Raw genomic sequence first — 20439 nt, 5'->3', positions numbered from 1 at the left:
CTCGGTCGAGTGTCGCGGATTCCCTTGCTCCGGATTCGGGTCAGGGCATCATGTTGCGGACCTGGCGGGCGGCAACCGACAGCGTTGCCAAGTCCAGGGTTCCCGACTCGGCGATCTCGGTCAACGCAGCACGCGACCTCGCCAGGCGGGAGGAATTGGTCGATTCCCATTCCGCGATCTTTTCTGCCACCGACTCGTCCGGTTCCCCGCCAGCCAGCACCGCCTGCGTGATTCCTCTCAGCGAGGAATACAGGTCGTCGCGAAGAGCCAAGCGCGCCAACGAGTGCCAACGATCTCCGCGGGCCAGTTTGGAGACGGCCGACAGCAGCCAGTCGATTCCGATGTGCGCATCGAGAGCGAAGTAGAGCTCGGCTACCTCGGCTCCGTCTCGATCGACGATGTCCGCGATATCGATGATGTCGAGTAGGCAGTACACGTCGAGCAGGCCGTAGATGCGCCTGGCCAGCCCGGCCGGTGCACCTCGTTCGATCGCGGCTGCCGACCGCACGTCCAGATCACTGGCCTGGTGCCCGGAGATCCACGTGGACACCGACGGTTGCAGGGCCCGAACCTGACCGGCGTACCGACTGATCTCCGCTCCGACAGCCAGAGGCTGTGGGCGGTTGGCGAGCAGCCAGCGCGACACACGGTCGAGCATGCGACGCGATTCGAGCAGCAATTCGGCCGAGACTGCGGTCGGCACATCCGCGGCACGGATGGAATTCCACACCTCGTCGAGTCCGAAAATCTCGGTGGCGGCGGCGAACGCCCGAATGGCGTCGGTGCCCGCCGCACCGGAATCCTCGGTCAGCCTGTAGGGGAACGTGATTCCGCCGCAATCGATGGCCTCGTTCGCCAGTGTCGTCGCCACCAGCTGACGCCGGAGCGGATGCGCCTTGATCGCCTCGGCGTACGGCTCCCGCAGTGGTTCGGGGAAGTACTTGGGCAAGCGCGGAGCGAAGACGTCGCTGTCGGGGAGCTCGCTGTCGAGCAGCTCCGCTTCCAACGCCAGTTTCACATGCGCCATCAAGGTGGCGAGTTCCGGCGACGTCAGTCCTCGACCGTCCTGCTTTCGTCGTCGTAGATCAGCCTCGGTCGGCAGGGCCTCGAGCTCACGGTCGAGTCCCCGACGTACTTCCAGATCCTCGATCACTCGACTGTGCACGGTGACGAGACTGGGCGCATCGAACCTGGACGTGCCGAGCAGCTCGTTCTGCATGATGTTGTCCCACAACACCAGTCGACCCACCTCGTCGGTCATGGACGCGAGCAACTCGTCCCTGTCCTCACGTGCCAGGTTCCCGTTGGTGATGGCTGTCTCCAGCAGGATCTTGATGTTGACCTCGTGGTCGGAGCAGTCGACGCCCGCGGAGTTGTCGACGGCGTCGGTGTTGATCTTGCCGCCGGCTGCGGCGTATTCGATACGCCCCAGTGCGGTGGCACCGAGGTTGCCACCCTCCCCCACGACGGCCGCTCGTACATCGCTCCCGTCGACGCGAACCGCGTCGTTGGCCTTGTCGCCCACCTCGGCGTTGGTCTCGGTGGATGCCTTGATGTAGGTGCCGATTCCGCCGTTCCACAGCAGATCGGCGGGAGCCTTCAGGATTGCGTTCACCAATTCCGGCGGAGACAACGACTCGACCGAGTCCCCCAGCCCGAGCGCCGTACGTGCTGCCGCGCTGATGGGAACCGACTTGCGCGTCCGCTCCCACACTCCGCCGCCCTCGCTGATCAGCGAGGTGTCGTAGTCCGCCCACGACGACCTCGGCAGCGCGAAGAGACGCTCTCGCTCGGCGAACGACGACTCCCGCTCCGGGTTGGGATCGAGAAAGATGTGCCGATGATCGAAGGCGGCGAGCAGGCGAATGTGTCGGCTCAACAGCATGCCGTTACCGAACACGTCCCCACTCATGTCACCGACACCGACGACGGTGAAATCCTGACTCTGCGTGTCGATTCCGAGCTCACGGAAGTGCCGCTTGACGCTTTCCCACGCGCCCTTGGCCGTGATACCCATGGCCTTGTGGTCGTAGCCCGCCGACCCACCGGAGGCAAAGGCGTCGCCGAGCCAGAAGCCGTATTGCGCGGCAACGTCGTTGGCCATGTCGGAGAACGTCGCGGTGCCCTTGTCTGCGGCGACGACGAGGTAGGTGTCGTCTCCGTCTCGGCGCACAACGCCCTCGGGTACCGACACCGAACCTGTTGCACGATCGAGATTGTCGGTGATGTCGAGCAGCCCGGCGATGAACAACCGATAGCAGGCCTTGCCTTCCTCGGCGTATGCCTGGCGATCTCGATCGGCATCACCGGTGACCACCGGCGGACGTTTGACGACGAATCCGCCCTTGGCACCGACCGGGACGATGACGGCGTTCTTGACCATCTGCGCTTTCGCCAGCCCGAGAATCTCCGTGCGGAAGTCCTCACGTCGATCCGACCAGCGCAGGCCGCCGCGGGCCACGGCACCGAACCGTAGGTGCACTCCCTCGACGCGGGGCGAGTAGACGAAGATCTCGAATTTCGGTTTCGGCTTGGGCAATTCGGCGATCGACTGCGGGTCGAACTTGAGCGAGAGGTACTGACGACGGCCGCCGTCGGCTCCCATCACGAAATAGTTGGTGCGTAGTGTCGCGCGGATCAGCTCGAACATGCTGCGCAGAATGCGGTCGGCGTCGAGGCTGACGACCTGGTCGATCAGCTCCCCCAGCTGGGTGCCGATCGCCTGCGCGTTCTCCTCCGAGCTCACCTCGGGGTCGAACTGCGCCTCGAACAGACCGACGAGCAGCCGCGCCGTGCGCGGATGCGTCAGCAGTACACCTTCGATGTTGAACTGACTGTAGGGGAAACCGGCCTGGCGCAAGTACTTCGCGTACGCACGCAACACCACTGCCTGCCGCCAGTGCAGGCCGGCACGCATCACCAGTTCGTTGAACCGGTCCGCCTCGGCCTGACCGCTCCACACCGCTGCGAATGCATCGGTGAAGCGGTGCTGAACCCGGCTCTCACGATCGGCGGTACCCGCCTCGGACAGCTCTGCATCGATGTCGCCGTCGATCGCAGAGCGCAGCATCTCTCGCGAGGCCGACAGCCCGAAATCGTAGATCCAGCAGGACATTCCGTCCGGTCGCACCACCGGGTACGGCCGTTCGTCGTCCACCTCGACACCGAGGCTCTGCAGAATGGGCAACACCTGAGACAACGAGACGCCCGCGCCGCCGATGTACAGCGAGAAACGCCAGCTGCCCACTGCGGACTGCTCGTTGCGATAGAGCTGCATGTCGATCGACTCGTCGCCGAGCGCTTCGAGGCGAGCAATGTCGGTCACGGCTCTTGCCGGACTGAAGTCCTGCTTGTAGGCCTCCGGGAACGCGTCGGTGTACCGCTGAATCCGCAGTGGATCGACCGTACGGTCGAGGGAGACGGCGTCGCCGAGCGAATCTTCCCAGGTTCTGGTGGTCTCGGTGAGAGCCGTCTCGATCCGGGTGATGTCCTCGGCCGACAGTTCGGTCGCCGCAGTCCCGGGTGCCCGACGCACGGTGACGTGCAACAGTGCCAGATCCGATTCCGTAACGCGCGCCGTGTAATCGAGCGAAGTTCCGCCGAGTTCGCGGAGCAATCGATCCTGGATGGCCAGGCGGACACGGGTGGTGTACCGATCTCGCGGCAGATACACCAGGGCGGAGACGAACGAGCCGCTGGCGTCGGGCCGGACGAACAGCTTGACCTTTCGCCGACGGCCGAGCGCAAGCACGGCACTCGCCGTCTCGAACAGCCACGACGCCGTGGTGGCGAACAGTTCCGAGCGCGGCATCGATTGCAGCACTTCGAGCATGGCCTGACCCGAGAACGATCCGAGATCGTGGCCTGCGCGGGAGATCACCGAGCGCACCCGCCGCTCGATGACCGGAATATCGAGTACGTTCTCGTGCAGCGCAGTCACGGTGAAGACGCCGACAAAGCGATGTTCGGCGGAATCGTCGTCGTCGAGAACACTCACGAAGTAGGGGTAGACGGCACGATGCACCGTGGCCGGGCTTGCTCCTTGGGTCAACGTCACCAGATCGCGCTGTCCCACATGTTCGGGGCCGTCCACGTGGTGCACCGAGTCGCGTAGGACCCCGAGGCTGCTCGACTCGTCGCCGGTCGCTGTCCGGTCGCCGTCGACCTGATCGATGCGGTACCGCCGGTAGCCGAGCAGCGTGTAGTGGCCGTCGCCGAGCCAGCGCAGCAACGCTGCTGCGTCGCGATGTTCCACGGCACTGCCGGTATCGGAAGCGTCGGAATCCGCAGCGTCGGCCCGCTGAGCAACCTCGTCCAGGCGATCGGCGACCTCTGCCTGTACTCGACGCATTCGATCGGTGTCGCCGACGACCTGTCGAACGTCGGCGAGTACGCGGCTCGCCTCCGACTCGAGCCGGGCAACCGCATCTTCGGAGGTGGAGGGATGGAGCTGAACGTGGATCCAGGACTCGTGCGATCCGCTCGAGCTCAGGCCCGTCAGCACGCCGTCGGCCTCGCGGGCGACCGACAGAATCGGGTGGACAACGTCGGTGTACTCGATGCCGAGACGGGCAAGAAGCGAAATGATCGATTCGACGAGGAGCGGCATGTCGTCCGTGACGATCTGCAGATAGCTTCCGGCGGCCTGCTGCGCTGCCGAACCCGACTCACTCGGTCGGTGAACGGCCACGTTCGCAGTCTCCGGCCGACGCTGGGCCGCGAGCCGGACGTGCCGGCGGAACGACGTGATGTCGGGCGCGTGTGCAGACGCCCCGACGGCGGTGGTGTCCACGTGCTCGAAGTACTCGGCGCGCAGCTTCTCCAGCTCGCTCAGAAGTCGGTCGTCGAGCCCGTCGGCCCAGGCGTTGTCGGTCAGGTCCAGCGAGCGCGGCATGGTGTTCGAGTACTCCCTCGTGAGGATTTTTCCCGACGCCCGCCGATCGCCGGTCGTCGATGACTCCTCGACCTTAGTGTCGAAGACTCGATTACCGCAGTGACCTTGCAGACCCAGCGCGGCGAACTATTCCGGGGACTCGATTCCGGCGACGAGATACTCCGTGAGGAGACGTCGCTCGTCCTCGCTCAGAGCACGAGACGAGGAGGTTGCGAGATCGAAGGCGACCATCAGCGCCTCCGCCCTCGCGCAGACCGTTCCATCGCGGTCGGTGACCACATGCTCGACGCCGTACGAGGTGTTCCCGATCCGAGTGACCCACAGTTCGATCGTCAACGGTCCCGAGTCGTCGAGTATCGGATGCAGAAAATCGGTGGTGAGCTTACGAACCACCGCTGCGCCCCGCGGCCCCGAACCTCCCAAGACCGCGTTCAGGAACTGAACGCGGCCTTCCTGGAGGTATTCGACGAACCTGGTGTTGTTGACGTGGCCGAGGCGATCGGAATCTCCCCACCGCACCTGAAGAGTGCAGGTGAAGGTCTTTCCCGACATGTCAGTCCCTGGTCAGCTTTCGGTGTGTGACGCGATGCGGACGCGCCGCGTCGGGCCCGAGACGCTCGACCTTGTTGGCCTCGTAGCCCTCGAAGTTGCCCTCGTACCAGTACCACGCTGCCTCGTTGTCGCCGAAGCCACCTTCCCACGCCAGGATGTGCGTGCAGGTGCGGTCGAGGAACCAGCGATCGTGCGAGATGACCACGGCGCAACCGGGGAATTCCTCGAGCGCGTTCTCGAGCGATCCGAGCGTTTCGACGTCGAGGTCGTTGGTCGGCTCGTCGAGCAGGATCAGGTTGCCGCCCTGCTTGAGCGTCATCGCCAGGTTCAGACGGTTCCGCTCACCACCGGAGAGCACTCCGGCAGGCTTCTGCTGATCGTGGCCCTTGAATCCGAACGAGCTGATGTACGCGCGTGACGGAAACTCGGAGCTGCCGACGGTGATGAAGTCCAGTCCGTCGGAGACCGTTTCCCAGACCGTCTTCTTCGAGTCGATGCCCGAGCGGTTCTGGTCGACGTAGCTGAGCTTGACGGTCTGCCCGATCTTCACCTCGCCGCCGTCCGGCTCCTCGAGCCCGACGATGGTCTTGAACAGCGTCGTCTTACCGACACCGTTGGGGCCGATGACGCCGACGATGCCGTTGCGGGGCAACGTGAACGACAGATCCTTGATCAGCACGCGGCCGTCGAAGCCCTTGTCGAGGCTCTTGACCTCGACCACGACGTCGCCCAGGCGCGGCGGGTTCGGTATCTGGATCTCGTCGAAGTCGAGCTTCCTGGTCTTCTCCGCCTCGGCCACCATCTCGTCGTAGCGAGCCAGACGAGACTTGCTCTTGGCTTGACGAGCCTTGGCACCGGAGCGAACCCAGGCCAGTTCGTCCTTGAGCCTCTTCTGCAGCTTCTGGTCCTTCTTGCCCGAAACCTCGAGACGCTCGGCCTTCTTCTCCAAGTAGGTGGAGTAGTTGCCCTCGTACGGGTACAGGTGGCCGCGGTCGACCTCGGCGATCCACTGCGCGACGTGATCGAGGAAGTACCGATCGTGGGTCACGGCGAGAATGGCCCCGGCGTAGGCGGCCAAGTGCTGCTCGAGCCACAGCACGCTTTCGGCGTCGAGGTGGTTGGTCGGCTCGTCGAGCAGCAGCAGGTCGGGCTTGCTCAGGAGCAACTTGCACAGCGCCACACGGCGCTTCTCGCCACCGGAGAGGTTGGTGACGGGAGACTCGGGCGGCGGGCAGCGGAGCGCGTCCATCGCCTGTTCGAGCTGAGAGTCGATCTCCCAGGCATCGGCGTGGTCGAGCTTCTCCTGCAGCTCGCCCATCTCCTCCATCAGTTCGTCGGAGTAGTCGGTGGCCATCAGCTCGGCGATCTCGTTGTAGCGCTTGAGCTGGACCATCGTTTCGCCGAGACCGTCCTCGACGTTCTCGCGAACGGTCTTGGTGTCGTCGAGAACCGGCTCCTGCATGAGGATGCCGACCGATGCACCGGGAGCGAGGAACGCCTCACCGTTTCCGGGCTGATCGATTCCCGCCATGATCTTGAGGATGCTGGACTTACCGGCGCCGTTGGGGCCGACGACGCCGATCTTCGCTCCCGGATAGAAGCTCATCGTCACGTCGTCGAGGATGACTTTGTCGCCGTGCGCCTTGCGCACCTTCTTCATGGTGTAAATGAATTCAGCCATGAGGCCCAGCTTATCGGTGCGAGCGCGTCCGAACACCATCGCCCGAGAACGTGCCGAGCCCGCATCCGTCGTCCACACTCGATCGCAGCTTCCGTTGCAGCGTGGACGGCGGATGCCGGCAGTCGTTCAGGCAGGTACCGACTCTCGAACGTCCTCGTCGATCGATTCGCGGTCCGCCATCGACTCCCCATCGCGGTCGAGGGGTTCCGCCGCTCCCGGATCTCCGTCCGTCGCCGCCTCGGGCACCACTGCTTTGGTCCGATGGATCGAGACGTTGCACCGCGCGAGGTCCGGTCCGACCGCGCTGGCGCTCATCTCGAGATCGGCGCGCTCGACTCCGTCCCGATTGGTGTATTCGTTGGTTCGCAACTGTCCGTAGGCGATGATCGGATCGCCCTTCATCAGTGAGGCTCCGACTCCGCGCACCAGACGGCGCCAGCACGTGACCGTCAGGTAGAGGGTTCCGCCGTCGGTCCATTCACCCGTGTTGCGGTCCTGACGCCGAGCGTTGCTGGCCATCCGAAAGCTGAGGACTTCGTCGCCGGTGGGTGTCGACCGCTTGACGGGGTTGGTGATGACTGTGCCGACCACGGCGCATTGTGCTTCGTACATGGTTCTCTGCCCTCTCGATTGGAGTATCGCGTGATTGCGATCGAATTCGAGACTGCTACGCGCAGGACGTCCGTGGTGAACGTGTTCGCAAAATGTGGACAGACGCGTGCCCTGTGGATGAACGGCCCGGATCGGGGCTCGTCGGACCCCAGAATGTCGGTGTGCTGTGCTAGTCCGGAATTTCTACGTACATGTGCCCGCTGCGTACCGGGGCCACGCGTCCAGCAGTGAGCGAAGCAACAAGTGTCGCAACCGAATCGGCGTCCGCGGCCGCGACGGTCAGGACCGCGCGGGCTGCATAGGAAGTCCCCACCACGAGCACTCCGTGCCCGCGAAGTTCCGATTCGACTCGACCGACCTCGGCGTGATCGAGTTCGAGGGTCAGTATCTCGCGTCGCTCCCGGATGAGAAATGCCGCGCCGATCAGCGCCTCGGTCACCGCGCCGGAATAGGCGCGGGCCAGACCACCGGTGCCGAGCTTGGTTCCACCGAAATATCTGCTGACCACTGCGACGACGTTCGTCAGGTGGTGTCCACGCAGCACCTCGAGCATCGGCATCCCTGCCGTGCCACCGGGTTCACCGTCGTCGTTGGACCGCTCGATGCGTTGATCGGTGGACGACGCGTCGACAACGAACGCCGAACAGTGATGCCCAGCAGCAGGATCGGCCTTGCGGGCGCGTTCGATCAGCACTCGCGCGTCTGCTTCGGTGGCCGCACGATCTACGACCGCGACGAAGCGAGATTTCTTGATCTCGATCTCGCACTCGACGCGCCCCGCGATGGTCCGCAGCGGGATCACCCGGTCTCACTCATGCAGCCACACTGTCCACGACATCGTCTGCGGCTCGAACCAATTGGGCGTACATGCCGCCCTGCTCCAACAGGGACTCGTGGCTTCCGACTTCACGCACGACCCCGTGATCGAGTACTGCGATGCGATCCGCGGAACGCACCGTCGACAGTCGATGTGCGATGAGGATGGTCGTTCGACCGTCCATCAGACCGTCGAGAGCTGTTTGCACTGCACGTTCGGTGCGGTTGTCGAGGGCACTGGTCGCTTCGTCGAGCACCAGAATCGGCGGGTTCCGCAAGACGGTGCGCGCGATCGCGATCCGCTGCTTCTCGCCACCCGAGAACCGGTATCCGCGCTCACCGACCATCGTGTCGTAGCCGTCGTCGAGTCCATCGATGAAATCGTGGATCTGCGCCGTTCGGGCGGCCGCGAAAATCTCCTCGTCGGAGGCATCGGGTTTGGCGAACCGCAGATTCTCCCTGATGGTGGCGTGGAACAGGTATGTCTCCTGTGAGACGACGCCGACCAGGTCGGCGATGTTCTCCGACGCCATCTCCCGCAGATCGATGCCGTCGATGGTCACCGATCCGGACGTCGGATCATGCAGTCGCGCAACGAGATAGCCCAGTGTCGTCTTGCCCGATCCGGTGGCACCGACCAGGGCGAGAGTGCTTCCGGCCGGGACCTCGAGGTCGATGTCGCTCAAGGTCGGAGCTGTCGCCGCGGCATAGGTGAAATCGACGCCGCTGAAGGCGACGTCGCCGTGCACGGCCTCACGGGGCAGCGCCACCGGATGCGCCGGCTCGGCTACGTCGATCGGCAGATCGAGGTACTCGAACACCCGCCCGAACAGGGCGAGCGAGGCCTGCACCTCGACTCCGGTGTTGAGCAATTGCATGGTGGGCCGGAACAATTGAGTTTGCAGAGCGGTGAAGGCGACCAGAGTTCCGATCGTCAACGCGCTCCCCTGGCCGATGGTGATGCCGGCGAACCAGTACACCAGGGCAGGCATGACTGCGAAGCTGATCTGGATGGTGGCCATCCGCCACTTTCCTGCCATCATCGCTGCGAGCTCGACGCCGGCCACTTCGTGGGATCGATCGGCGAACTTCTGGGTCAGCACCTGTGCGGAACCCGTGGTCTTACCCAGCAGAATGCCGCTGACAGAGAGGGATTCCTCGATCTGCACCGAGAGGTCGCTGAGCAGCTTCTGCCGCTTTGTCGAAATTTTGCGACGCTCGTCGCCGATGCGGCGGGCGACCCGAACGAAAACGGGCAGGATGATCAACGAAAAGGTCGCGAGCTTCCAGTCGAGCAGGAAGAGTGCGATCACCGTCGCGACGACGGTGGTCGCGTTCTGAGCGATGGACGTCGCGGTGTTGGTGACGACCGATTGCATACCGCCGATGTCGTTGGCGATACGCGATTGCACCTCACCGGTGCGCGTGCGAGCGAAGAATCCGAGGGACTGCCGCTGCAGGTGCGAGTAGACCTGTACGCGGAGGTCGTGCATGAGTTGCTGGCCGACGCCGTTGGACATCCAGGTCTGTACGACGCCGAGGGTGTTGGTGGCGACTGCAACTGCGATCATGCCGAGCGCGATGAGAGTGACGAGAGTGACGTCACGGTCGGGGATCGCATGATCGAGGAGTTCGCGAAGGAGTAAGGGAGAGGCGAGCGCGATGATCGCACTGGCCACGATGATCGCACTGACGATGGCGATCTTGCGCCGATAGGGCGTGAACAGAGCCAGGACTCGACTGACGGGTGCTGGATCGGATGCGGGAAGAGAACGTTCGGGTCGGCTTTCCAAGTAGACCTCCGGGGAAGTTGACGAGCAGGGTCACTGAAGCAATATGCAGAGGTTACCTCACTATGAGGTTGCGAGCAACCCTCGCTATGATCCGTTCCATGGATCCCGGACATTCGACCAATCTGAGCGAAAGTTTCATGGCTGTCGCCCGGCGCATCCGGCGCAGCCATATGAGTGCGCTCGAACCGTTCGGACTCAATCCCTCACAGAGCCGGGCTCTGCACGTCCTGGCCCGCGAGCCGGAATCGATGCGTCTGCGCGATCTCGCCGAACACCTCCGCATCGTGGCGCGATCGGCCACCGACATCGTCGACTCGCTCGAAGCGGCGCAGCTGGTGATGCGGCAGCCGGATCCGAGTGATCGGCGGGCCGTGCTGGTGACGCTGACCGATACCGGTCGCGCACTGCTGGACCGGATCGACGACGCACGTCGTCAGGTGTCGTCCGAGATGTTCGACGGCCTCGAGTCGGCCGAACGCGTCGAGCTGAATCGACTACTCGGCAAAATTGCCGAGAGCGACTGACCCCGTTCGGTCAGCGTCCGCCCGTCTGATCTCGTCGGGCGAGCTCGGCGAACATCGCATTGTGGGCCGCCAATTCGGCGTCGTGATCCCGCTCGGCGGCGCGGTCGCCGCGCCTGGCATCTCTGTCATCGCTCCGAGACCACTGGATCAGCAGCGCCAACATGACAAGCACCAGCGGAACTTCGCCGGTTGCCCAGGCGATCCCGCCGCCGAGCTTCTGATCTCCGAGCAGGTCGGAGTTCCAATCCAGTCCGAGGGTCCGATAGAACCAGGCACCCATGACGGTGTTCATGCTCATCAGGGCCACCCCGAAGAACGCGTGGAACGGCAGTGATCCGAACACGACCGCCAGCTTCGTGACCGGCGCGATCTTGCGCGGCGACGGATCGACGCCGATGACCGTCCAGTAGAACAGGTAGCCGCTGAGTACGAAGTGCAGATTCATCAGCAGGTGCGCGCCGTGACTGTCCAGCACGGCTCCGAATATCCCGCCGAGGTACAGCACGTAGAAGCCGCCGACGAAGATCAACGCCGCCACGAGTGGGTGAGTCACGAACTGCGAAATGCGACTGTGCAGGCCGAGCAGCAACCACTCGCGCATTCCGGGGACACCGTCCTTGCCTGCTGCGGGCAGGACTCGCAACGCCAACGTCAGTGCCCCGCCGAGCGCGAGGAGGACAGGTGCCAGCATCGAGAGCATCATGTGTCCGGTCATGTGCACGCTGAACACCGCGGTGGAGTAGCGACCGATTCCCGAGGACGTGCTGATCAGCAACGTGAGGCAGCCGAGAATCCAGGCGACGGTTCGTCCCACCGGCCACGCGTCTCCGCGCAGCCGCAGACGACGAACGCCGATCAGGTACACCACGGCCATCACGATTGCGGCGGTGCCGAAGATCAGGTCGAAGCGCCAGTCGAAGGCCATCCGTGCGAACGTGGGCGGTCCGCTCAGGTCGTATCCGAGTGCCGCCTCCGCGGGTGTGAGGTTGGGATCGATCTCGGCCGGCGGAGGTGTGCGCCCGAGCCCGACGGCCAGGCCGATGGTCGCGGCGAGAACGAGCACCTCGGCCCCGGCGAAGCGAAGCAGCGGTCCGCGTGCAGTGGGGTCGGCAACCAGTGCGGGCAGCGCCCGCCGACGCTGCATCCACCCGAATCCGCCGAGCACGATCAACGCGACGATCTTCCCCACGATCAACAAGCCGTAGGTGGTGGTGAACAGGTCGGCGATCGAGACCCGAACCAGCGCATTGATGACCCCGCTGATACCCATGACGACGAAGCAGATGCCGGCGATGGTGGAGAACCGGCGCGCCGCGACGTCGGAGTGCGCGCCTCCCCTGCGTACGTGCGCCAGCAACGCGAACAGCCCGCCTGCCCACAGTGATGCAGCACCCAGGTGCAGGATCAGGCTGTTGGTCGCGACATCGTGCGACCCGCCCGCCGACGAGTGGCCGCTCAACGCGATCGGGAGCAGCGTCGCGAGGGAGAACCCGAGCAGCGCGGGGGTCCAGGACCACCGCAACACCGTGCGCGAGAAGATCGCCAGCACCACGGCCATGATCGCCGTCCAACGCCACGCACTGGCAATCTCCACCTGATCGAGCGCGATCCACAGGTTCGCCGGCTTGATGGCCTCCGTGAACGGCTGACCGGAGGTGTCGGACAACGTCAGGGGCACGAGGAGAAGCGAGCACACAGCCCAGACGATGGATGCGACCGAGCCGGTGCGCACCGCCCGGTAGCCGTCGACATCGAGGACGCCGTTCTTCTGCGGCGGCACCAGAAACGCTGCCAGCAGGAAGGACCCGATGGCGATGACGGCCGCGATCTCGCCGATCGCCCGCAGAGCAGGCAGACCGTAGGTGGTGGCCGGGCCCGGGTCCGGGATTCCGAGCAACACCAATGCGTCGGACGCGGAGAGCATCACGATGAGGGCGGCCACCACACCGGCGATCACGCCGGCAGTGACGAACACCGTTGTGGTGGCCGAACGCGGTTCCCCGTCGGTCCGCACATCGTCCGCCGAGAGTTCAGCGGTCGAGGGTTCGGTCTTCTCGAGATCCGGTGTTGCCATACCACCAGAGTAGGAGGTGATCGGGAATACTCGAAAGGCGAGTCCTACACAGCGTCGTACTTACCCCCGCGCCCGTCGTCGATCGCGTCGTGATGAATGCGACCGTGTCGGGCCCGCAGCGGTTCCCCGGTGCCGCCCCAGCGACGTGCGATGATCTCCGCCGCGATCGATACCGCGGTCTCCTGAGGCGTACGTGCACCGAGATCGAGACCGATCGGACTGGCCAGCCGGGAGAGTTCGGACTCGGTCAGCCCCGCTGCGCGCAACCGAGCCATGCGGTCGTCATGAGTACGGCGTGAGCCCATCGCACCGACGAAAGCCAGGCTCGGCAGGCGCAACGCGACCTCGAGCAGTGGCACATCGAACTTGGGGTCGTGAGTGAGCACACAGACAACAGTGCGCGCGTCCAACTCCCCCGCCGACCACTGCTCCGTCAGGTAGTCGTGCGGCCAGGCGACGACGACCTGTTCGGCGGCGGGAAATCGCTGCGGGGTGGCGAAGACTGCACGCGCATCGCAGACGGTGACGCGGTAGCCGAGGAAAACGCCCTGCTGCGCCACCGCAGCGGCGAAATCGATGGCCCCGAACACCAGCATTCGGGGCGGCGGTGCATGGCTGGACACGAACACCTCCATGCCCTCACCTCGTCGCTGACCGTCGGGACCGTACGTCAGTACGGCCGAACGTCCCGATGCCAGAAGCCCTTTCGCGTCGTCAGCGATGGCCGAGTCGGCCCGCGCACTGCCGAGCGAGCCGCGGGTGCCCTCCTCTCCGACGACCATCCTTCGGCCGATGCGTTCCGGATCGGTGTGCGACACCACGGTCGCCACCGCGACGGGAATGTTGTCGCGCACGTCCGCCACGACCGAGTCGAGTTCCGGGAACGTCTGCCGGGAGAACACTTCGACGAAGACGTCGAGTGTTCCGCCGCAGGTGAGCCCGACGGCAAACGCATCGTCGTCGGACACTCCGTATCGAGTGAGAACCGGAGTTCCGGTGCGCAGGACGTCCTGTGCGAGTTCGTAGACCGAGCCTTCGACGCAGCCGCCCGACACCGACCCGGCAACCGTGCCGTCCGCGCCGACCAGCATGGCCGCTCCGGCGGGACGCGGTGCAGAATCGAACGTGCGGATCACGGTTGCCACCGCTGCGATGTCGTCGGACTTCCATGCGCTCATCGCGTCGTCGAGGATGTCGTGCATCGAACCTCCTTCGACATGCATCGGAACGTTTCCGAGACCTTTGCTTTCCCGCTACGGCCGTCGCCCAACCCATGCCTGCGCGATCGACGTATACGGAAAGGTACACTCGTCAACCGTGCTCGAGCGGGTTCGCCCGTACGTGCCAGCCTCCGTAGCTCAGGGGATAGAGCAAGGGCCTTCTAATCCCTTGGTCGCAGGTTCGAATCCTGCCGGGGGCACACTCTGACCAGTCGAAATGCACATCGCACTTTCGGTTCGCTGCGACCGATCCCAGCGAAGTCACTGGGTGACCGACGCGCGCCACAGCCCGACCATGGCATCCACCAGATCCGTCCCGAAGCCCGTCCACTCGCGGGGGTTGCTTCGCTCTCGCTCAGCGCTCATGTGGACCATCAGCTGCCTCACCATGTCTCCGCGCGTCCTGCGCACCGATTCCGGGAGATCGCCGACGCAGCTCCGCACTCCCTCCAGAATCCCACGTAGGGCAGGCGATTCCAGTGCGGTCTCGTAGACCAGTCCGCGCAGTGTCGGATCCGTCATCACCTGCGCACTGAACCGAGCGTAGGACGAGGACTCACCGATCGATGCGAGATGCTCGATGTAGGGAAGGACGAGGCACGACACCCAGTCACGAAGATCGGTAGACCCCTCGACCTCCGTCAGCATCCGGACGCGGCGCTCTTCGATAGGCCGCGCATGTTTCTCGACGATGGCCAGTACCAGGTCGTCCTTGGTCCCGAAGTGGTAGCCGACGGCCGAACTGTTCCGCTGTCCTGCACTCTCGCTGACCTGACGATTGGACACCGTGAACACGCCACGCTCGGCGAACAGCCGTTCGGCGGCCACCAGGATCACTTCGCGTGTGTCGTCGCTGTGCATGTGCACCCTTCCGTTTGCCATGTTCAATCACATGACTTAACTTATTTAAGTCAGCCGGTTTAAATACTTTACCAACCAATTACCAGAGGAGCGGCATGTCTGCAATTTCACCCGACGACACGGCACCGAAAACCCTCGGCACGAACGGGATTGTTGCAGTCCTGGCGTTTGCCGGCATCGTCGTCGCATTGATGCAAACACTCGTCATTCCGATCATTCCGCAGCTGCCGACACTGCTGAACGCCTCTGCAGCGAACACCGCGTGGGTCGTGACGGCAACGCTTCTGGCCGGCGCGGTTGCCGTCCCGGTGATGGGTCGCCTCGGCGACATGTTCGGCAAACGCCGCCTACTCCTGGTCGGACTCGCCCTTCTCGTGCTCGGTTCTGTCGTCGGTGCGCTCAGTGACACCGTCCTGCCCCTCATCGTCGGCCGGGTACTCCAGGGTCTCGCGTCGGGTGTGATCCCCCTCGGCATAAGCGTGATGCGCGACGTCCTGCCCCGAGAGAAACTCGCCGGTTCCGTCGCTCTCATGAGCGCCTCGCTCGGAGTCGGCGGCGCGCTCGGCCTGCCGGCCGCCGCGTTGATCGCGGAGTACGCCGACTGGCACTTCCTGTTCTGGACGTCGGCCGCTCTCGGCGTCGTCGTTACCGTTCTCGTCGTTCTTGTCGTCCCCGAATCGACGGTACGAGCGGGGGGCAGCTTCGACTTCCCCGGTGCCGCGGCACTGTCGATCGCGCTCGTGTCGTTGCTTCTCGCGATATCGAAGGGTTCGAGTTGGGGCTGGACCAGCGGAACGACGATGGGGATGCTCGCGCTCTCCCTCGCTGCGTTTCTGTTCTGGGGTTGGTGGGAGCTACGCACACCGCTACCCCTCGTCGACCTCCGAGTGACCATGCGGCGCCAGATCCTGTTCACGAACCTGTCTTCGATCGCCATCGGATTCGCTTTGTTCGCAATGTCTCTGGTCTTCCCTCAGGTTCTGCAACTGCCCACCGAGACCGGATACGGACTGGGCCAGTCGATTCTCGCCGCGGGTTTGGTCATGGCCCCCTCGGGCATCGTCATGATGTTCGTCGCGCCGCTGTCGGCCCGCATCACCACTACGCGCGGACCGAAGACGACACTGATGCTGGGTGCTGCGGTGATCGCGGCCGGCTACCTCGTCGGTGCTGTCACGCTCGGTGCCGTCTGGCTCCTGGTCCTGATCTCGTTGGTGATCGGCGCAGGCATCGGCCTGGCGTACGGCGCGATGCCTGCACTCATCATGGGCGCGGTCCCGGCGTCGGAAACCGGGGCAGCCAACAGCTTCAACACGCTGATGCGTTCTCTCGGAACATCGTTCGCCAGCGCGGTCGCCGGCGTCATTCTGGCTCAGCTCACCGTCAGTGCCGGCGGCCGGGAGATTCCGTCGGAAGCGGCTTTCCACGTCACAATGGGCGTGGCGGCCGGTGCCGCCGTACTGTCTTTGGTCCTGGCCGGTTTCATCCCAACGTTGCGTGCGGCACCAGCGCGTACCGTCATCGCAACCGAGGTACCCGAGCTCACTCGAGAACGATGACTACGCCCTGACCAGCGCGAACGTAATCCGTCCCAGCTCGCTGTGGTTGACTTGGAGGTAACGAAGGGTCACACGTGCATCAGCTCACTCTCGGAGTCCTCTCACGTTCGCGCAAGCCCGATGAGCGTCGACTACCGATTCATCCACTGCATTTCGATCGAATCGACGCCGATATCCTCGCCCGGATGTTCGTCGAATCCGGCTACGGCGAACCGTTCGGAATTTCGGACGAGCACCTGGCCGGCCAAGTAGGAGGCATTCGCACACGCGAGGAGCTCATCGCCGAGTGCGATGTGATTCTGTTGCCCAAGCCGCAGGCGGAGGATCTTGCATCCTTACGCCCAGGGCAGACACTGTGGGGCTGGCCCCACTGTGTGCAGGACGAGAAGCTCACGCAGATCGCCGTCGATCGCAAGCTGACACTGATTGCCTTCGAGGCCATGAACCACTGGACCAACGAGGGTTCGTTCAATCTGCATGTCTTCCACAAGAACAACGAATTGGCCGGCTACTGCTCCGTGCTGCATGCACTGCAACTGATCGGGTCCACCGGCGACTACGGCCGCCGGTTGCGTGCTGCGGTCATCGGCTTCGGAGCCACCGCTCGCGGTGCGGTCACCGCACTCAACGCCCACGGCATTCACGATGTGGACGTTCTCACCCAACGCGGAGTCACTGCGGTCAGTTCGCCGATCCATTCGGCCAACATCGTCAATTTCGATCTCGACGACGCCGACCCTCGCCAGAGTCGAGCACTCACTCCGGACGGTCGAGTACCACTGTCACACTTCCTGGCCGACCATGACGTCATCGTCAATTGTGTTCTACAGGATACCAATTCACCATTGACGTTCCTGACGAACCAGGACCTACCCACCCTCGCACCGGGGACCCTCGTGGTGGACGTCTCCTGCGACGAGGGTATGGGATTCGAGTGGGCCAAGCCCACGGCGTTCGCCGATCCCATGTTCACAGTGGGCGACAACGTGCGGTACTACGCCGTCGACCACAGTCCGTCCTATCTGTGGAATTCGGCCACCTGGGAGATAAGCGAATCGCTGCTGCCGTACTTGCGGATCGTGCTCGACGGCCCCTCGGCGTGGAGCGCCGATTCCACCATCGAGCGATCGATCGAGATCCGGGGCGGCGTCATCGTCAACCCCAATATCCTTGCCTTCCAACATCGCAGTGCGGAGTACCCGCACACTGCAGCGTGAACGACAGCGCGACATGAGCATCACCTGGGTCGAGGACGGGAGCGCACGCACCTCCCGCTGGCAGTCGGAGAACGGCGCTCCCGCGCCTCGTGCGGTGCGCATCGTCGACGATTCGACGACCGCAGACGTGGCCTACAAGCTGGCCACGATCGGCGAAGCTCTGCTGTGGCGCGGTGACTACAACAATGCGCGACAACTGTTGTCCGCGATGACCCGTCGGGTTCCGCCCGCCAAACGGTCGCTCGATGCGTCGCCCGCCGAGCAGTTTCATCTGCATCGCCAAAACCAGGCGCGCCGCGCTCGAGTGCTCGGAATGCTTCTGGTGGAACTCGATTCGAGTGCCCGCCTCGATCTCGGCCGGGCACCGGATGTCCAGGCCGCAGTGTCGGAGGCCATCGGCCCCGATGCCGCGCCGTGCGTGCTCTCGTTGCGCGAACTCCTCGGCATGGTCGGCGCACACGAGTGGCGTCGCAAGGGCGTCTTCGTCCCGGCTCTCGACGCCTCGATCCACCCGCACTACGGGGTCTTCTCCCCCATTCGCGGCGAGTACATCCAACTCGTCGCCGACGCACCACTGCCTCCCACGGACCGCGCGTTCGACATCGGTACCGGCTCGGGCGTTCTGGCTGCAGTACTCGCCCGCCGCGGCGTGAGCTCGGTGGTCGCCACCGACAAGGACCCGCGGGCGGTCGCCTGTGCACGAGAGAACATCGACGCACTCGGTTGCACCGATCGAGTCGAGGTGGTGCAGACCGACATCTTCCCGACCGGGCGCGCGGGATTGATCGTGTGCAATCCGCCCTGGATTCCCACGAAGCCGACGTCGGGCATCGAGCACGCGGTCTACGACCCGGGCTCGCGGATGCTCAAGTCGTTCCTGAGCCGCCTCGGTGGGCACCTGACACCGAACGGCGAAGCATGGTTGGTTCTGTCCGATCTCGCCGAACTGCTCGGATTGGTCACGCGCGCAGACCTTCTCGGGGCTTTCGCCGCTGCAGGGCTGGTGGTTGTCGACCGTAGCGACACCACACCGACGCACTCGCGAGTCACCGACTCCTCCGATGTGCTGCACGAGGCCCGCTCGCGCGAGACGACGTCACTGTGGAGACTGCACCGCCGCTAGATACGACGAAGCCGCCCGAGCATTACTCGGGCGGCTTTGTCGATAGTGCTCTACCTCAACGACGGTCGCGAGTCTCGAACTCTCCGTTGATCACGGTGCCCAGCGGGGCGTCACGCTCCGCTTTCTTCGCCGCTTCCCGCATTTCGATGCCATCGGTGATCAGGTCTCCGATTTCACGGGTGACATCGCGGACGGCTCCGGTGATGATCACCACGATCCGGCCGACGTGATTGGCGGCAGATTCGGTGAACTCCTGCACGGTGTCCTTGTTGCGCTCGAACTTTCCCACCAACAGGACCGCCCCCTTCGAAGTCGTCACGCTGCGCTGGTCTTCTTACGCTCGACGATAACACTGGCCGGAGCTGCCGACCCCGTGAGCGAATTGGGCAGGGCGAGCTTGAAGATCTTGCCCCACACGGAACCGATCTGATGGAAGAAGCCGCCGGTGTTGTAGGGCAGGTCGTACTTCTCGCACAACGCCTTGACCTCGGGCGCGATCTGCGGGTAGCGATGCGCGGGCAGGTCCGGGAACAGGTGATGCTCGATCTGGTGCGAGAGGTTGCCCGACATGATGTGGAACAGCGGGGTTCCCTCGATGTTGGCCGATCCCAACATCTGACGCACGTACCACTCGCCGCGGCTCTCGTCGGCGGTCTCCTCCTGGCTGAAGGTCTGGACTCCGGTCGGGAAGTGGCCACAGAAGATGATCGAGTAGGTCCACACGTTGCGAATCAGGTTCGCAGCAACGTTTCCGACCACGGTGGACGCGAAGAACGGTCCGGTCAGCGCCGGGAAGATCACGTAGTCCTTGAGCGCCTGCTTGCCCGCCTTGCGCCACATGCCCTGCAGCAGCGGCTTGACGTCGTGCCACTTGCGCTTGCCCGCGACGATGTTCTCGGTCTCGAGGTCGTGGAGCATGACGCCCCACTCGAAGAACGTCATCAACAGGAACGCATACACCGGGTTGCCCAGGTAGTACGGATTCCATTTCTGTTCCTGGTCCATCCGCAGGATGCCGTAGCCGATGTCGCGGTCCATACCGACGATGTTGGTGAAGGTGTGGTGCATGTAGTTGTGCGAATGCTTCCACTGGTCTGCGGGGCAGACGGTGTCCCACTCGAACACCTCGGAGTTCAGACCGGGCTCGCGCATCCAGTCGTACTGGCCGTGCATGACGTTGTGGCCGATCTCCATGTTGTCGAGGATCTTCGCAACGCCGAGGGCACCGACACCGGCGAGCCATGCCGGCGGGAGGAACGGCAGGTACATCAACGCGCGTCCGGTGATCTCCAGGCCGCGCTGCGCTTTGATGATCTTGTAGATGTATTCGCGGTCCTCGTCGCCGAGCTTGGCGACGGTTCGGGCACGCAGGTCGTCGAGCTCACGGCCGAGCTCCTCGACCTGTTCGTAGGTCAGCACGGTAGGCGCGTCCGGCAGTGTCTCGTTGCGGCGAAACGGTAGGACCGCGGTGGGCAGGATCGAGAGAATCGTTCCGAGCATCTGATGATCTCCA

General features: G+C 64.2%; 15 protein-coding genes and 1 tRNA gene. 5 read left to right on the top strand and 11 right to left on the bottom strand.

All coding sequences use genetic code 11. The features are described from left to right. Nucleotides 1–40 precede the first annotated feature (40 nt). From CH294_RS19075 to CH294_RS19050, 6 genes are all read right to left on the bottom strand, one after another. Nucleotides 41–4894: an NAD-glutamate dehydrogenase gene (locus CH294_RS19075; RefSeq protein WP_094738836.1), complete on the bottom strand. Its 4854-nt coding sequence runs from the start codon at nt 4892–4894 to the stop codon at nt 41–43. Nucleotides 4895–5020: 126 nt separating this feature from the next. Then, entirely contained in the window at nt 5021–5446 is a 426-nt protein-coding gene (locus CH294_RS19070) for an acyl-CoA thioesterase (protein ID WP_032402369.1), read from the bottom strand. A 1-nt stretch (nt 5447) separates the two neighbouring features. After that, the gene (gene ettA, locus CH294_RS19065; RefSeq protein ID WP_032402531.1) at nt 5448–7127 is read right to left on the bottom strand and encodes an energy-dependent translational throttle protein EttA; all 1680 of its coding nucleotides are present in this window, start codon (nt 7125–7127) and stop codon (nt 5448–5450) included. Between the two features lie 126 nt (nt 7128–7253). Continuing rightward, complete coding sequence (locus CH294_RS19060) at nt 7254–7739, bottom strand: single-stranded DNA-binding protein (RefSeq protein ID WP_032402368.1); 486 nt, start codon at nt 7737–7739, stop codon at nt 7254–7256. Nucleotides 7740–7908: 169 nt separating this feature from the next. Further along, nucleotides 7909–8541 (bottom strand): YigZ family protein, encoded by a 633-nt coding sequence (locus CH294_RS19055; protein WP_170944788.1) that lies wholly within the window; start codon nt 8539–8541, stop codon nt 7909–7911. Between the two features lie 10 nt (nt 8542–8551). Beyond that, nucleotides 8552–10348, bottom strand: coding sequence for an ABC transporter ATP-binding protein (locus tag CH294_RS19050; RefSeq protein WP_094610058.1), 1797 nt, complete (start codon nt 10346–10348; stop codon nt 8552–8554). Nucleotides 10349–10446: 98 nt separating this feature from the next. Here CH294_RS19050 and CH294_RS19045 point away from each other — a divergent pair, with 98 nt between their 5' ends. After that, complete coding sequence (locus tag CH294_RS19045) at nt 10447–10872, top strand: MarR family transcriptional regulator (protein WP_032402367.1); 426 nt, start codon at nt 10447–10449, stop codon at nt 10870–10872. A gap of 10 nt (nt 10873–10882) precedes the next feature. Here the strand turns inward: CH294_RS19045 and CH294_RS19040 are convergent, their stop codons facing one another. Both CH294_RS19040 and CH294_RS19035 read right to left on the bottom strand, forming a co-directional pair. Next, nucleotides 10883–12946, bottom strand: a complete 2064-nt coding sequence (locus tag CH294_RS19040; protein ID WP_037151078.1) for a cytochrome c oxidase assembly protein — start codon at nt 12944–12946, stop codon at nt 10883–10885. 44 nt (nt 12947–12990) lie between these two features. After that, the gene (locus CH294_RS19035; protein WP_094738968.1) at nt 12991–14148 is read right to left on the bottom strand and encodes an XdhC family protein; all 1158 of its coding nucleotides are present in this window, start codon (nt 14146–14148) and stop codon (nt 12991–12993) included. 145 nt (nt 14149–14293) lie between these two features. Between CH294_RS19035 and CH294_RS19030 the strand changes: the two genes are divergently transcribed. Then, nucleotides 14294–14366, top strand: a tRNA-Arg gene (locus CH294_RS19030). 61 nt (nt 14367–14427) lie between these two features. Here the strand turns inward: CH294_RS19030 and CH294_RS19025 are convergent. Then, nucleotides 14428–15027, bottom strand: a complete 600-nt coding sequence (locus CH294_RS19025) for a helix-turn-helix domain-containing protein (protein WP_032402364.1) — start codon at nt 15025–15027, stop codon at nt 14428–14430. A 95-nt stretch (nt 15028–15122) separates the two neighbouring features. On the opposite strand from CH294_RS19025, the gene CH294_RS19020 reads away from it, so the two are divergent. The 3 genes from CH294_RS19020 (at nt 15123) to CH294_RS19010 (ending at nt 18926) form a co-directional block, all read left to right on the top strand. Beyond that, the gene (locus CH294_RS19020; protein WP_032402363.1) at nt 15123–16586 is read left to right on the top strand and encodes an MFS transporter; all 1464 of its coding nucleotides are present in this window, start codon (nt 15123–15125) and stop codon (nt 16584–16586) included. Between the two features lie 74 nt (nt 16587–16660). Next, entirely contained in the window at nt 16661–17803 is a 1143-nt protein-coding gene (locus CH294_RS19015; RefSeq protein WP_094610057.1) for a N(5)-(carboxyethyl)ornithine synthase, read from the top strand. 13 nt (nt 17804–17816) lie between these two features. Beyond that, on the top strand, nt 17817–18926 hold the full coding sequence (locus tag CH294_RS19010; protein WP_094738967.1) for a class I SAM-dependent methyltransferase: 1110 nt from the start codon (nt 17817–17819) through the stop codon (nt 18924–18926). A 55-nt stretch (nt 18927–18981) separates the two neighbouring features. On the opposite strand, the gene CH294_RS19005 is transcribed toward CH294_RS19010, so the two are convergent. Next, a complete protein-coding gene (locus CH294_RS19005; protein WP_032379604.1) occupies nt 18982–19218 on the bottom strand; it encodes a hypothetical protein in 237 nt (78 codons plus the stop codon). Nucleotides 19219–19241: 23 nt separating this feature from the next. After that, nucleotides 19242–20426, bottom strand: coding sequence for an acyl-CoA desaturase (locus CH294_RS19000; protein ID WP_032402361.1), 1185 nt, complete (start codon nt 20424–20426; stop codon nt 19242–19244). Nucleotides 20427–20439 lie beyond the last annotated feature (13 nt).

Source organism: Rhodococcus sp. 14-2483-1-1 (assembly GCF_002259335.1).
GTDB lineage: Bacteria > Actinomycetota > Actinomycetes > Mycobacteriales > Mycobacteriaceae > Rhodococcoides.
The sequence above is the reverse complement of the archived record's forward strand: the minus strand, read 5'-3'. Positions and strand labels throughout refer to the sequence as shown.